We start from the raw sequence: 14,620 nt of genomic DNA, 5'->3' as shown, positions 1-14,620 counted from the left end.
TTTAAATTGCTTGGGTACCTGTTATTCCTCACTCCTGTTATCCCTTTTTTAGTCATTATAGGGTAGTAGAATCAAAAGCAGGTGGAACTTGATCGTCTCCACCTGCTTTTGTATTTTTTTATATGAATTTTATCACTTAGCTAATTCTTCAATTTGTTCGTTTGTACATTTTCGTAATGTTGTAGATACCACGATTGATACGGAGTTTAGTGGTGCGGTACAAGCAGGATTTACAGCGGGAACAGCCTTAATTCCGAATTCGGTGTTGGGACTAAGATTGGATTTGGATTGGGAATAGTAGCGAATTGGGCTTGAACTATCGATTTTGGTAGGAGTGATAAATCAATAATGTGTAACGTAGCCTAGATTTGATTTTATAAAGCTACATTGAGATAACTAAGGCTATTATCATAACAGCAGTTCTGGAGATTATATGGAAAATACACAAAAATTATATTTTTATTCATCAAAGGTAAAAAATGTTCTTTTATTAATTGTGGGGTTGGTCTTTATAGCATTCGGTGTTTTGGTATGCGGAGCTGCTTTTAATGAGAGAGATTTTTTGATTAGTGGTGTGGGCGCATTCATTGCATTGTTTTTTGGCCTATTGACGTTTGGTATATTAAAAAAAATGCTGAGCCCTAAACCCTACCTCATCTTAACGGAAGAAGAATTAATTATTAATGCTTCATCCAAGAAAGCAATTCCTATTAAATGGGATGATATAGAAGGGTATAACATTCAAAATGTCCATTTTAGTAAATTTATAGAAATCATGCTACATGATGAGGAAAAATATCGTGCACGTATGTCCAATACAACGAGAAAGCTCAATAAACTTAATGATGTTATGAACTTTTCTCCGTTTGCTATTGCATGGGTGCAGGTTAAACGTAAAGATAGAGACAAGCTGGTAAACGAATTGGATAGATTAAATAGGTGTGCTTCTGAATTTAATGATCAACTTTATGTTCAAATGAACGTCGATGACAAAGGGCAAAAATCTTATAGACAAGTTAATGGCAAATATATGTTGAAATCATATGGACTCAGTTTAATTTTGACAGGTGTTTCGTTTCTTTTCTTTTATTGGGCAAATGCTGATGATTATATACCATTTCTTTTTGTTTCGTTTATTATGTATCCTTTTGCAAAAATCATTTATGATGTCCTATTGGGATTTAAATTTGATTATAAAATGGCAAAACAGTCGTTTATATCTGTGTATTTTTACCAACTTAGGTTTGCCATTCATGTGTTAATCTATTATTTAAGTTTTTATATAGCTCCACTCGGCATTTTTTATATAATCTTAAGGACCACTTACAGACTCATAAAAAAAGGCAATTAATCTTTTTATTGGATTACTACTAATCTTAATTCGATTTCTTATTATATTTGACTCATAGATAACGAAACCGTAAGCAAAGACCGGCATTAGTAGAATGCCTTATTATTCACTAGTACCTGTCACCTAGAAATACACAGCCGTTGGAAAGGCAACGTATAAATGTACAAAAGACAGTATAACAGATTTAAATCCTAAAGGTATTGTCAGTGGTGGTGTCGCAAGTAGAGCAGGAAAGGCACTGGGTCCACTAGGAGTAGGGTTAAGCTATTATACCAACTATAATGATACTCAAGCCGAGGGATTAATTGGTGGAGAGGCACATGCTCGTGCTTCTGTTGACACAATGATTGATATGGTGGTTAGTGGTACGGGATTGGGAATAGCGGCGAACTGGGCTTTAAGTATAGATTTTGGTAAGAGTGATAAATCAATAATGGATAGAGCGAAGGGTGCTTTTCATAAATTGACGGGTTGGTTCAGCTAGAATAAAAAGGAGGCAAAAGGATTGAAGTTATTAGATGAATTAAGGGAAAACGATTTTGCCGTTTTAAAGGGTTCATTGGAATCGGGAAGACAGAGTCCAAATTCTTTGGGAGGAATGTTAATTTTAGCTACTTTTTTGCAAAGTCTTATGTTCTTCTTAACATATGTGGTTGTTGCAGACAAATCTGATTACCCCTTTCAAGAATATATGTTTATAGCACATTTGATACTAACAATAATTATAATTTTATTATCAATAATTTATGCATTTCCTACTGTATATAAGAGAAAGGAAAGGTCACAGTATTTAATTAATATTATAGTGTCACAAAATTTATTTGGAATATTTCCCTATTTATTTCCCTTGTTTATAGTAGGGAGAGGGAATGCGACAGAAAAGTCTCTGTTAACATTGACTTTTGTTACATTAATAATAGGTGTGATAATTTTTATAGCTACTTGTATTCGTTTTAATATTTTATTACAAAAAGGCCATTATAGGAAAGGTTCAAAAAAGGATGAAGTAAGAGGTAGGTTCGAAACTAAGTCTTATATACCTTTGGCCATAATAGGTGGTGTAGGAGTAGTATATCTCATTCAGTATATGGCAAGGAAATTTTATATTGTTCCAATTGATTTCATATTAATTGCTATCCTTTGCATTGTAATATTTTATGCAATGTTATTCGTATTACCAGAACAGCTTGTCATACTTTATTGTAAATCGAGATTTTATCAAATATCAGAAATTTGCAACATGATAAATCTGTTAAATGAATGCATAAATGATAACTATAATAACTCCGAAAACGTTATAAATGAAATAAATCGTCTCCATAAAAAACTTTATTCTCCAAGAGGGGGATTAACAGACTTTTTTATATGGAAAGATAATTATGATAAACGGATAAAGGCTAATAAACCTTTAAATAGAATAGACGATGAATTATGGGAGATGTTGCCGTAGTCTGAAAACTGTTTTAAAATCAATCACTACATTTTTCAATCTAGACTTTATAATAAATTATTCCAATCGGAGGCTTATGCTCTAAAGCAATCGAACTAAACGATTATCTGAATTTAGTACACCTACATATAAACAGAATAATATTCATACACGTTATAAATGATAGAGTTTTATCGGAAAAGATGAAGGGAACTAGTTGATAATAGAAAGGGTGTATGTAAATGCAAACAAATACGATTCATGCTTATGAGATGTATATTAATGGTAAATGGGTTGGAAAAGAGCTTGAGCAAATAGACGTTGTAAATCCCGCTACAAATGAAGTAATGGCAACCGTGCCAAAAGGCGGAGAAAAGGAAGCAAAGAAAGCAGTGGATGCGGCGCACGACGTATTTAAAGAATGGTCACATAAAACAGCTGAAGAGCGTAGTGATCTTTTATTAAAATGGCATCAACTAATTAATGAGGAAAAAGAGACAATTGGAAAAATCATGACAGAGGAACAAGGTAAACCACTAAAAGAAGCAATTGGTGAAGTGAACTATGCGAACGGTTTTATCTCTTGGTATGCCGAAGAAGCCAAACGGGTGTATGGTGAAACAATTCCCGCATCCCATCCCAATAAAAGAATTTTTGTAAACAAACAGCCAGTGGGTGTAGTTGCGGCGATTACGCCCTGGAACTTCCCTGCCGCCATGATTACCCGAAAGGTTGGTCCGGCACTCGCTGCAGGTTGTACCGTTGTCATAAAACCTGCAACCCAGACACCATTAACCGCATTTAAGTTGGTTGAACTAGCTGAAAAAGCAGGCTTTCCAAAAGGGGTTATTAACATAATTACTGGTAGTTCCAGTGAAATTGGAAAAACATGGTCTGATGATGAGCGTGTACGAAAGGTAACTTTTACTGGATCCACAGAGGTAGGGAAGTTATTGATGCGAGATGCAGCGGATACAGTTAAGAAGGTGTCCCTTGAATTAGGAGGTCATGCTCCGTTTATTACTATGGAAGATGCAGACTTAGACAAAGCTGTAGCCGGTGTTCTTGCGTCCAAGTTCCGTAATGCGGGACAGACATGTATTTGTACGAACCGTGTATATGTCCACCATTCCATAGAACAAACCTTTTCAGAAAAATTGACTGCCGCTGTTGCCAATCTTCAAATAGGAAACGGATTAGAAGAAGGTACGGATATCGGGCCTCTTATTGATAAGGCAGCAATCGAAAAGGTTGAAGAACATGTAAAGGACGCCGTTGATAAAGGCGCACAAGTAACGTATGGAGGGAGCAGACATGGGTCAAAACAAGGCTATTACTTTGAACCGACAATTGTTACCAATGTCAATGACGATATGCTTTGTATGAATGAAGAAACATTCGGGCCACTAGTGCCAATTACTTCATTTGAAAACGAACAAGAAGTAATTATAAGAGCAAACAACACTCCTTTTGGTTTGGCAGCGTATGTGTTTACAGAAAATATAGGTAAAGCAATTCGGATCAGTGAAGAACTTGAATATGGGATAGTTGGACTTAATGACGGAGCACCATCTACACCACAAGCTCCATTTGGTGGATTTAAGGAAAGCGGACTAGGTAGAGAAGGCGGACATCATGGTATTGAGGAATTCCTTGAGACTAAATATGTTTCATTAGCATTTTAACTATTGGGAGTCCATACTCCCTTTTTTTGATGCATATAATGAAGAAAGATTTTCCCTGAATCTCATTATGTTGCCGAGTTTTCAGATAAAGAAACTGAAATTACGGCATAATATACAATCATGTTTTACAATAGAGTAATAAGATTATGCAAGTTTTATTTACCACACTTGAAAAAAAGGAGATATAACATGCGGACTCAATTAATGGAAATGTTAGAAGAGCGTAAAGAGGAAATGATTCAAATTCGCCGTTATTTACATAAAAATCCAGAGTTGTCTTTTAAAGAAGAAAAAACAGCTCAATACATTGCTGATTTTTATCAAGGAAAAGATGTAGAAGTTCAAACGAATGTTGGAAATGGTTATGGAATTATAGTGACCGTTATAGGAGACAAGCCTGGAAAAACAATAGGTCTTAGGGCAGACTTCGATGCGTTGCCAATTGTTGAACAGACCTATGTTCCATTTAAATCAAAAAATGAAGGAACGATGCATGCATGTGGACATGATGGACATACAGCGTACTTACTAGTTCTTGCCGACTGTCTTATCCAATTAAAATCTGAACTTGCAGGTACCATAAAAATTATCCATCAGCATGCTGAAGAGACACCACCAGGCGGAGCAAAAAGTATTGTTGAATCTGGGGTATTAGACGATTTGGATGCGATTTTTGGTATTCATTTATTCCCAACAAATCCAGCAGGTGATGTAGGATACCGAAGCGGCTATGCAATGGCTGGCAGAACGTATTTCAAGCTCGATATTCAAGGTGTAGGCGGACATGGTTCTTCTCCTCATATGGCAAATGACGCAATTGTTGCTGCTTCTCACTTCGTAACAGCTGCTCAAACCATCATTAGCCGTAGGTTGGATCCTTTTGAAATGGGTGTTGTTACAATCGGTTCATTTGATGGAAAAGGCTCTTTCAATGTTATAAAGGATAATGTAGAACTTGAAGGTGATGTACGCTATATGACAGAGGAAACACAACAGTTAATCGGTAAAGAAATCCATCATATTGTAAAAGGAATTGAAACAGAATTTGATGTTGTCTGCGAACTTACCTACACAAAAGATTATCCACCTTTATATAATGATCCAAAGATTACGGCAGAGGTTAAGGCAAGCCTTGAAAGCATGAATGATTTAAATAAGGTTGTAGAATATCCAATGGTCTCCGGATCAGAAGACTTTTCCTATTATGCTGCAAAAATTCCTGGTTGTTTCTTCTATATTGGCTGTAAACCAAAAGGAGTAGAAAAAGCGTATTTCAATCATCATCCAAAATTTGATATTGATGAAGATGCTCTTCTTATTGCAGCAAAATCAGTTGGACAGGTTGTTTGTAGTTATTTTGAACAATAACGTAGACATAGGCAATTATTTTTACATGAATAAATCTTTTTTAAATGACTCAAATTAAGGTTAGGAGGTGTTTAAAATGGGAAGAGACCGTCAAGAAAAAAAGTTACGAGAAAGTGGACGCGTGGAATCAGACCGAGATGTTGGTCTTCGCTATAAAGGTTCAACAAAAATGTCAAGTCCTGAAGAAGCCAGAAAATTAAACGATGGTGATAAGTAAAATGAAAAAGCGATCACCCTAAAAAGGCGATCGCTTTCATTTGTTATACCTGCTTCTCTAAAACTTTTTCAAAAAAGTGTACTCCAGCAACTAGGCTTTTTTCATCAAAATTAAATGATGAGGTATGGAGACCGCTCGTATGATTTTCATTTTGTACACCCAAAAAAGCAAAGTGTGTTGTAGCAACCTGGCTGTAAAACGAAAAATCCTCTCCGAATAAATACGGTTTTTCTTTGATGATTACCTCAAGTCCTGTCTCGTTGGCACTTGCTGAGATATGAGGGAGGAGTGATTCATTGTTTACCACAGGCGGATAACCTTCAGCGAAATCTACCCGGGATTGTGTTCCGAAAAGTAAATCACTACTTTTTACGGTTTGGGTAAGTCTTTCTTTAATGGTAGCTAGATCATCCATATCATAGGTACGGATTGTTCCTTCAAGGTAGCCAGAAGAAGCGACAGTATTGATCGCTTCGCCTGCTTGTATTTTTCCGATGTGAATAATGTTCTGATTTAATCCGCTCAAATGAAAATTCTGGAGCTGCTGAATTTGCGCTACTGTATGATGCAGTGAACCGAGTGCGCTTGCACCAGTTTCTTTATTTGCAACGTGAGCAGATGTGCCTTCTACATAGATTCGGTATTCCGTTGCACTTGCGGTTAGCGGTCCACTTTTTGTTAAAAGTGTTCCTTCAGGATTATCAGGCATAAGATGCAGGCCAACTATTGCTTCAGGTTTATATTTTTTAAATGGGAACGCCTTAATCAGATGGTTTGCACCGCCCATTGATTCTTCGGACGGCTGAAAGATCAAAAGAACATTGTGGTGTAGCGTGTTTGAATTCTGCATGGTTTTGCATCTTTCGGCAAACGCAAGGAGCATCGCTGTATGGCCATCATGTCCACACGCATGCATAACGCCTTTGTGCTGGGATTTAAACGGTATGTCGTTCGTTTCCTCAATTGGAAGTCCATCGATATCTGCCCGAAAGCCGATTGTCGTGTCTGACTCGCCTTCGAGGTAAACGATGGTTGCTGTCTCAAGAGGCGTCAGGTAGGGAATCCCAAGCTGATCCAATGTTTCCCTGATATATGCCGCAGTTTTGAACTCCTGAAAGCCGAGCTCAGGTATTTGATGCAGGTATCTTCTGTGTTTTGTTAACGTTTGTTGTAAATCCATGCTTCTCACTCCAAAATGTATTGAAAATGTGGCGTACTAGTCAATTAGGGTTAAAAGTTGATCTGCAAACATCGAAAGTTAATCGTCTTAAGCTCAAAGTTAATCAAGAGTCAGCCAAAGTTAATCGTGATGTGAGCAAAGTCGATCGACTAGTGTTAAAAGTTAATCGAGCCACCCAAAGTTGGGGTCGTACGCACCTAGCCGAGATTCGGGAGACAAATACCAAAAATCGCGCACCGACCAAGCCGGGCACGCGATACTTGTGATTTCACCCAGGTATTACGCGTATTCAATGAGCCGCGCCGACCTGTTACTGATTTAACTTTCTCAACGCTTGAACGATTTCTTTTTTACCACCCTGTACTTCACTTGCTTGCTTAATAACCCGAGCAGGAACACCTGCAACAACAGCACCTGCAGGGACATCTTCTGTTACAATGCTTCCTGCTGCTACAACGGATCCAGCCCCAACTGTAACGCCTTCGAGTATAACTGCATTTGCACCGATTAGTACGTCGTCTTCCACGATAACGGGGCTTGCGCTTGGTGGCTCAATAACGCCCGCTAAAACTGCACCCGCTCCGACATGTACATTTTTACCTGTTGTCGCACGTCCGCCAAGTACAGCGTTCATATCAATCATTGTACCTTCACCGACAACCGCTCCAATGTTGATGACAGCACCCATCATGATAACAGCACTTTTCTCGATGACCGCATGTTCACGGATGTATGCGCCTGGTTCAATCCGAGCATTGATTTCCATCGCATCAAGTAATGGAATAGCACTATTTCGGCGATCTTGTTCGATGGCAAGGTCTTCTAACTTCCCTTGGTTTGCTTCATAAAATGGTTTCCAGTCGTTTAAATCGGCAAAAATTGTATAAGAGCCATCACTACCAAACACCTTAAAGCTCTCAGGAAAATCCGTTTTTGCAAACCCTGTGTTTACGTAAATTTTAAGTGGTGTTTTCTTTTCTGAGTTACTGATATATTGGATAATTTCTTCTGCTGTAAATTCTTTCATTGTCTATTCATCTCCTAAGTTTGAGTATGTATAAAAACCTTTTTCCATCGTCATTAGTTTTTCTGCGACATCAATCGCACCGTTTGCAAAAATATCTTTTGACTGTGCTTTATGCTGGATCGTGATCACTTCATCATGGCCAGCATAAAGTGCTTCGTGTTCACCAACGATCGTCCCGCCGCGAATCGAATGGATACCAATTTCATTTTCACTGCGTTTTACTGTGGAAATATGGCGGTTATACACGGGATCTGCGTCTTCCTTGATTTCTTTGATTGCATCATACAGTTTTACTAGTGTACCACTTGGAGCATCCACTTTCTTGTTGTGATGCTTCTCCGTCAGTTCAATATCGTAAGAAGCAAGAAGTGGGGTCGCAAACTCTACTATTTTCTTCAGTATATGTACACCATAGCTCATGTTTGCACTAAAAAAGACTGGTAGATAGCTTGCTTTTTCTTCCATCTTGCTGACGATCACTTCTTTTTCTCCCGTTGTCGCAATTACGAGTGGTAGGAGCACATCCGATTCAAGCAGCGTTTTCGTAAGATCTGGATGGGAAAAGTCAATCAGTGCATCAGCTTCCGGAAGCCTGTTAAAATCAGTGAAGATGGGGTAGGGGACATCTTCTTTTTCTGATTTCAACACGACTCCAATTATTTCATGATCTCGCTCTTCAGCAAGTTTTGCAACTCGTTTGTTCATTGCTCCATACCCTAAAAGAAGGAGTTTCATGTTACACACCTGCTTTCAATGAATCGAATTCCTGAACCAGTTTTTGCTGCTCGTTTGATTCTAAAGGTACAAGTGGCAAACGAAGTTCATAGTTGCCAAAGCCTATGTGGGCCGTTAGTGCTTTAATCGGAATTGGGTTAACGTCAATTTCGAGCGCTGCTACAAATGGATACAGACGGTAATGGATCGCTTTTGCTTCAGTAAGATTATCTAATGAGCGCTCATACATCGTCTGGTATTCATTTGGAAGGACGTTCGCAGCAACCGAGATCAACCCATCTCCGCCAAGGGCCAAATATGGTAGTGCTGTATCATCGGTTCCACTATAGAACGCAAACGATTCATCTGTCAGCAATTTCACTCTCGAAAAATAATTTAAATCGCCTGTTGCATCTTTCAAGCCGACGATGTTTTTGTGGGCGCTTAGCGTTTGCACGGTTTCTGGTGCGATCGTCATGCTTGTTCGAGATGGAACATTGTACAGAAGTGCTGGTAAATCAACAGCGTCCACAATCGCCGTGAAATGCTCAATGAGGCCGCGCTGGCTCGTCTTGTTGTAGTATGGAGTGATAAGCATCAGACCATCTACACCGATGTCTTTTGCGTCCTTAGAAGCCTCGATGGATCCTGTAGTTGAATTGGAACCAGTGCCTGCAATAACAGGCACTTTCCCTGCAGCTGTTTCAACCGCAATTTCCAGAAGATGTCGTTTCTCATTGCGAGAAAGGGTAGAACCTTCACCAGTTGTGCCGTTAATTACTAGGCATTGGATGTTGTTTTCAATCAGAAATGCTAGATGTCGTTTGAAGCTATCATAATCCACTTCATTGTTTTGAAAAGGTGTCGTAACCGCTACGCCAATTCCTGTGAATAAATGTCCCATATTATCCCTCTTTCGTATGCATTAGTTGTTGCAAAATTTGTACGGCGTTCAATGCTGCCCCTTTTAATAAATTGTCACTTGTTACCCATAAATGGTATGTGTTCTCTAAACTGTCATCTTCTCGGATGCGTCCAACGAACACCTCTTCCAAACCAGATGAAGTTACCTGCATAGGATACGTATTGTTTTTCGGATCATCTTGTAAAACGACATGGTCACTTTGGTTAAATAAATTCTTTAAATCTGAAACAGTTGGCGAACTATTCAAGGTGACGTTGATCGCTACTGCATGACTATTTTCAACAGGTACTCGAACACAAGTGGCAGTGACCTTCATTTCCGGCTGCCCGAGAATTTTCCTTGTTTCCTCAATCATTTTCACTTCTTCTTTTGTATAGCCATCGTCTCCAAATACATCAATATGCGGAATGGCGTTATTGTAAATAGGGTGCGGGTAGTTCACCGGCCCTTCGCCATTTTCGCCACGTTTCAAGTCCTGTACACCCTTTACGCCTGATCCGGATACGGCCTGGTAAGTCGTATAACTTACACGAGTTATACCATATGCATCTTCCAACACTTTCAGCGGGACGACAGACTGGATTGTCGAGCAATTTGGATTGGCGATGATTTTCCGGTTCAATGTCGGCCTATTCACTTCCGGTACAATGAGGTCGATTGTTGGATCCATCCGGAAAGCGCTCGAGTTATCGATGACAATTGCGTCGTTTTTTTCAAACAGGGGAGAGAACTTTATGCTTGTAGTGCCTCCTGCTGACATGAGTACATAGTCAAATCCGCCATCTGTTTTTTCTTCTGTTAATTCTTCCACGATATATTTTTCATTTCGGAAGGAAACCTCAGAACCTGCTGAACGTTTAGAAGAAAAGAGAACAAGTTCATCGATAGGAATATCTTTCTTCTCCAGTAAATCAATCATTTTGCGGCCTACAAGTCCTGTAGCACCTACAACAGCTATTTTTACCATATAAAAAACCCCCAACTATTATAATTCAAATTGTTCACACAATAGATGTGCTGCATCATTAGCATTTTTTTCATCTACTACATAGGATATGCTGATTTCTGACGTTGTGACTTGGTAAAATGGAATGTCCGCTTTAATGAGCGTCCGAAACACTTTTGAAGCGACCCCAGTCATATCACGCATCCCAGAACCAATCACCGATACTTTTACGAAACGGTTTTCGATTTTAAAATACAAATCTGGATAATCTTCCTTCAGACGATAGAAAATTTTCTGTATCTGATTTTCTTCGGTATCTTTCATTGTGAACGACAGCTGAAGCCCTTCATTGTTCACGATTTGCGAAATCATATCAACATTGATTTCTTCTTGTTCTAGATTGTTAAACGTCGCATCCATTAGGTGTGTATCATAATGCGGATAGTTCAGTGTAACGTGAATCATATCCTTATCAAGCGCGACACCTGTGATTGCTTTTTTTTCTAGTATGTCAAGTTTGGACATAACCCAAGTTCCTTTCTCATCCGATAATGCCTTGCCTAAATAAATCGGAGTGTTGTGGTTTTTTGCGATTTCGACGCTTCTTGTAACGAGTACTCCCGCTCCGAGCGCGCTCATTTCCATCATTTCTTCGTACGAGACTTCATCGAGCCGATTTGCTTGTGGGTAAATTCTTGGATCTGTGCTGTAGACGCCTGTAACATCTGTATAGATTTCGCAAGAGCATTTATTTGCTGCTGCAAGCGCTACGGCTGTTGTATCGGAACCGCCACGGCCGAGTGTCGTGATCTCATTGTCGGTATTGAAGCCCTGGAAACCGGCAACGATCAGAACATTGTACGTATTAAAAAGTTGATCAAATAGCTCACTGTTTATTTTAGAAATTTTGCTTTTTAAGTGATGGCCAACAGTCTCGATACCAGCCTGATAACCAGTGAGTGGCTTTGATTTAACCCCCATATCATTCAGAATAATTGACAGATAGGAGATGGTCTGTTGTTCACCAGTTGTCAAAAGAACAGCTAAATCTTGCTCATTAGGCGAGCTTGTTATGGAATTCACGGAAGCCATAAGCTCATCCGTTGTTTTGCCCATTGCACTGACAACAACAATCAGTTGCTCGCCTTGTTTGGCTCTGTCTTTTAGATAGTCTGCGATGTTTTTAATTTTCTCAAGGCTGCTGACACTTGTTCCACCAAATTTAAGTATACTTCTTTTCATAAGTTGCCTTCTTTCTTTCGAAGATAAAAGTAGAGAATCAGCCACGTCCAGCTTCAGCGCCCATTGGCTAGTGCCCTTCAGGCTCTTTCTTGCGATAAGTCAACATCGAATCGCTTACGCTCTTCGTGTTTCCTTTATCTCATACAGACCCTTCCAGGTCATACGCCAATAACCGGGCGCTTACGCTTTTGTCATAAAAAAAACAAGTCGGAATATGCCGACTTGTTTATAACTGCCTATATACAAGTGGAAGCACACCATTATTACAAAGAATAATGACAGCCTGCATACTATTGATATACAGTCCAACGAAGTTCCATCTGCATATAGAACATCGTTTCGGCAAATCTCCCTTTCACTTATTACAACTTGCAGCTTTACGTAATAAGGTACTGATGATTTTTGCGCCTCATCCATTACTTATTCAATTATGTACTAAATTTGTATTTGATTATACGAGAGTTTTATAGAATTGTAAACCCATATGTTTTATCTTTTGGAAAAATTAAAACTCCTTGACGAATAAAAAACGACTTAGTATGATAAATATAATTTTAGACAGGGGGCATTAATCGATGAAATATAAGTCAAATAGGCTTTCTAACGTACCTCCTTATAAATTTGCAGAAGTGCAGAAAATGAAAAAAGAAGCGTTGGAAGCAGGAGTAGATGTAATTGATTTAGGTGTGGGAGATCCTGATCTACCAACTCCTAAGCACATTGTAAATAAACTTGTGGAAGAGCTGCAGGATCCTGCTAATTTAAAATATCCAAGTTTTGCTGGCAGTCCAGAATTTAGAGAAGCTGTTGCTGCGTTTTATCAGAAAACATATGATGTTAAGCTTGATCCGGATACGGAAGTTCTTGCATTAATTGGGTCAAAAGAGGGTATTGGGCATTTATTACCAGCAGTAATTGATCCTGGTGACTACGTTTTAGGGCCTGATCCAGGCTATCCAGTTTACCGGATGGCAACACTCTTAGCTGACGGTGAGTACCATAATATGTCGTTAGAAGCGGCACATGGTTTTAAACCAAATTTTGATGAGATCCCGAATGATATCTTGGAGAAAGCAAAGGTAATGTTTTTAAACTACCCTAGCAATCCAACGGGAGCTACGGTCGGAATTGATGTTTACGAACGAGCAATTGAATTTGCTAGAAAACATAAGATTTTAGTAGTTACCGATTCAGCTTATAATATGGTGACCTATAACAATTATAAATCGCCAAGTATTATGCAAGTAGACGGTTCTAAGGAATTTGCTGTTGAGTTTGGTTCTTTATCAAAGGCTTATTGTATGACAGGATGGCGGATTGGCTATGTTGTCGGGAATAAAGAGGTTATTAAATCATTATCCATTTACAAAAGTAATGTTGACACTGGCGTATTTACACCAATCCAAAAGGCCGCTGCACATGCCTTAACAGGTGATCAAAGCAGTGTGACAGAATACAACCAGGTTTATAAAGAGCGAATGGAAACAATGGTTGCGGCGCTTCAATCAATTGGAATAGGTACAAAACCGATCCATGCTGGTTTCTTTATATGGGCACCAGTTCCTGACGGATATACATCTGAACAATTTGTTGCGACTGTATTAGAACAAACCGGAGTTATTTTCACCCCTGGGAATATTTTTGGGCCAGGAGGAGAAGGGTATTTTCGGGTATCGTTCTCTGTTCCGAATGAACGGATTCAAGAGGCTGTGGAAAGGATTCGAGAGAAGCTGGTTATCGGGTCATAGATTTTTATTTAAAAAAGTGTTGACAAAAGATCAGTAGTCAACATATAATAAGAAACTATAACATTTAAAAAATTAAATTATTATATAACTCGGCAACGAAAGGAAACGAGTAGTGTCTTATCTCCCTGTTTTAGAGAGCTGATGGTGGTGTAAATCAGTACAAAGATAAGCATGAATTACCATCCTGGAGCTTCTTTTTCGTATTAAATTACGTAAAAGACGGTCATCTTGATCGTTAACAATAAGTAAGTGGTGAGCAATTTCCGTTCACAACTAGGGTGGTACCGCGATTACAATCGTCCCTACTGAGCAATCAGTAGGGACTTTTTTAATACAAAAAAATTGAATAATTATAAGCAATGAAAGGAAACAGTAGTGTCTTATCTCCCTGTTTAAGAGAGCTGATGGTTAGTGTGAATCAGTACAAAGATAAGCATGAATTACACCCTGGAGCTTCTTTTTCTAGTAGAGAAATATTTATGAAGAAAAAGACGGTCATTTGATCGTTAACACTAACAAGAGGTGGACAGATCTGTTCACAATAAGGGTGGTACCACGGTGAAAATCGTCCCTGTCGTTAAAAGGATAACGGCAGGGGCGATTTTTATTATTAAAAGATAAGAAACTATAAAATTATTGTCTAGTTCCAGCGCCCAGCGACTAGTGGACTTCCTTTACCTCCGTACGATAAGTCAACATCGGTTCGCATACGCTCACCGTGTTTCCTTTATCTCCTGCGGTTCAGTCCAGTCCATACGCCGCTAAACGGGCGCTTGCGCTTTTCTTAT

At 38.9% G+C, this 14,620-nt stretch carries 12 protein-coding genes, 1 riboswitch and 2 other annotated features; of the genes, 6 read left to right on the top strand and 6 right to left on the bottom strand.

All coding sequences use genetic code 11. The annotated features are described in order from the left end of the window. Positions 1-433 precede the first annotated feature (433 nt). The 5 genes from CFK40_RS14140 (at position 434) to CFK40_RS14115 (ending at position 6,050) form a co-directional block, all read left to right on the top strand. Entirely contained in the window at positions 434-1,351 is a 918-nt protein-coding gene (locus tag CFK40_RS14140; protein WP_089532928.1) for an STM3941 family protein, read from the top strand. Between the two features lie 505 nt (positions 1,352-1,856). Continuing rightward, complete coding sequence (locus CFK40_RS14130; protein WP_089532925.1) at positions 1,857-2,801, top strand: hypothetical protein; 945 nt, start codon at positions 1,857-1,859, stop codon at positions 2,799-2,801. A gap of 236 nt (positions 2,802-3,037) precedes the next feature. Further along, on the top strand, positions 3,038-4,465 hold the full coding sequence (locus CFK40_RS14125; protein WP_405196595.1) for an NAD-dependent succinate-semialdehyde dehydrogenase: 1,428 nt from the start codon (positions 3,038-3,040) through the stop codon (positions 4,463-4,465). A gap of 189 nt (positions 4,466-4,654) precedes the next feature. Then, positions 4,655-5,833 (top strand): amidohydrolase, encoded by a 1,179-nt coding sequence (locus tag CFK40_RS14120; RefSeq protein WP_089532922.1) that lies wholly within the window; start codon positions 4,655-4,657, stop codon positions 5,831-5,833. 76 nt (positions 5,834-5,909) lie between these two features. Further along, positions 5,910-6,050, top strand: coding sequence for a YpzI family protein (locus tag CFK40_RS14115; RefSeq protein WP_089532921.1), 141 nt, complete (start codon positions 5,910-5,912; stop codon positions 6,048-6,050). Positions 6,051-6,093: 43 nt separating this feature from the next. Here the strand turns inward: CFK40_RS14115 and CFK40_RS14110 are convergent, their stop codons facing one another. The 6 genes from CFK40_RS14110 to CFK40_RS14080 form a co-directional block, all read right to left on the bottom strand. Continuing rightward, positions 6,094-7,230: a M20 metallopeptidase family protein gene (locus CFK40_RS14110; RefSeq protein WP_089532920.1), complete on the bottom strand. Its 1,137-nt coding sequence runs from the start codon at positions 7,228-7,230 to the stop codon at positions 6,094-6,096. Between the two features lie 310 nt (positions 7,231-7,540). Beyond that, the gene (dapD, locus tag CFK40_RS14100) at positions 7,541-8,257 is read right to left on the bottom strand and encodes a 2,3,4,5-tetrahydropyridine-2,6-dicarboxylate N-acetyltransferase (protein WP_089532916.1); all 717 of its coding nucleotides are present in this window, start codon (positions 8,255-8,257) and stop codon (positions 7,541-7,543) included. Positions 8,258-8,260: 3 nt separating this feature from the next. Then, on the bottom strand, positions 8,261-8,992 hold the full coding sequence (gene dapB / locus CFK40_RS14095; protein ID WP_089532915.1) for a 4-hydroxy-tetrahydrodipicolinate reductase: 732 nt from the start codon (positions 8,990-8,992) through the stop codon (positions 8,261-8,263). A 1-nt stretch (position 8,993) separates the two neighbouring features. Next, the gene (gene dapA, locus CFK40_RS14090) at positions 8,994-9,875 is read right to left on the bottom strand and encodes a 4-hydroxy-tetrahydrodipicolinate synthase (protein WP_089532914.1); all 882 of its coding nucleotides are present in this window, start codon (positions 9,873-9,875) and stop codon (positions 8,994-8,996) included. A 1-nt stretch (position 9,876) separates the two neighbouring features. Beyond that, a complete protein-coding gene (locus CFK40_RS14085; protein ID WP_089532913.1) occupies positions 9,877-10,863 on the bottom strand; it encodes an aspartate-semialdehyde dehydrogenase in 987 nt (328 codons plus the stop codon). 18 nt (positions 10,864-10,881) lie between these two features. Continuing rightward, the gene (locus CFK40_RS14080; protein WP_089532912.1) at positions 10,882-12,084 is read right to left on the bottom strand and encodes an aspartate kinase; all 1,203 of its coding nucleotides are present in this window, start codon (positions 12,082-12,084) and stop codon (positions 10,882-10,884) included. A gap of 242 nt (positions 12,085-12,326) precedes the next feature. Then, a riboswitch (Lysine riboswitch) is annotated at positions 12,327-12,505 on the bottom strand. 154 nt (positions 12,506-12,659) lie between these two features. Between CFK40_RS14080 and CFK40_RS14075 the strand changes: the two genes are divergently transcribed. Next, positions 12,660-13,832, top strand: coding sequence for an LL-diaminopimelate aminotransferase (locus CFK40_RS14075; RefSeq protein ID WP_089532911.1), 1,173 nt, complete (start codon positions 12,660-12,662; stop codon positions 13,830-13,832). 86 nt (positions 13,833-13,918) lie between these two features. Continuing rightward, positions 13,919-14,139 (top strand) — a binding site (T-box leader). A 43-nt stretch (positions 14,140-14,182) separates the two neighbouring features. Next, positions 14,183-14,408 (top strand) — a binding site (T-box leader). Positions 14,409-14,620 lie beyond the last annotated feature (212 nt).

This window comes from Virgibacillus necropolis (assembly GCF_002224365.1).
Classification (GTDB): Bacteria; Bacillota; Bacilli; order Bacillales; family Amphibacillaceae; genus Virgibacillus_F; species Virgibacillus_F necropolis.
Note: the sequence above shows the minus strand (reverse complement) of the source record. Positions and strands in the feature narration are given on the sequence as shown.

What these genes read in the sequence shown, in the direction of transcription:
- CFK40_RS14115 (WP_089532921.1), top strand. Translation starts at nt 5,910, where the DNA reads ATGGGAAGAGACCGTCAAGAAAAAAAGTTACGAGAAAGTGGACGCGTG.
- CFK40_RS14110 (WP_089532920.1), bottom strand. Translation starts at nt 7,230, where the DNA reads ATGGATTTACAACAAACGTTAACAAAACACAGAAGATACCTGCATCAA.
- CFK40_RS14080 (WP_089532912.1), bottom strand. Translation starts at nt 12,084, where the DNA reads ATGAAAAGAAGTATACTTAAATTTGGTGGAACAAGTGTCAGCAGCCTT.
- dapB (WP_089532915.1), bottom strand. Translation starts at nt 8,992, where the DNA reads ATGAAACTCCTTCTTTTAGGGTATGGAGCAATGAACAAACGAGTTGCA.
- CFK40_RS14085 (WP_089532913.1), bottom strand. Translation starts at nt 10,863, where the DNA reads ATGGTAAAAATAGCTGTTGTAGGTGCTACAGGACTTGTAGGCCGCAAA.
- CFK40_RS14120 (WP_089532922.1), top strand. Translation starts at nt 4,655, where the DNA reads ATGCGGACTCAATTAATGGAAATGTTAGAAGAGCGTAAAGAGGAAATG.
- CFK40_RS14075 (WP_089532911.1), top strand. Translation starts at nt 12,660, where the DNA reads ATGAAATATAAGTCAAATAGGCTTTCTAACGTACCTCCTTATAAATTT.
- CFK40_RS14140 (WP_089532928.1), top strand. Translation starts at nt 434, where the DNA reads ATGGAAAATACACAAAAATTATATTTTTATTCATCAAAGGTAAAAAAT.
- dapA (WP_089532914.1), bottom strand. Translation starts at nt 9,875, where the DNA reads ATGGGACATTTATTCACAGGAATTGGCGTAGCGGTTACGACACCTTTT.
- dapD (WP_089532916.1), bottom strand. Translation starts at nt 8,257, where the DNA reads ATGAAAGAATTTACAGCAGAAGAAATTATCCAATATATCAGTAACTCA.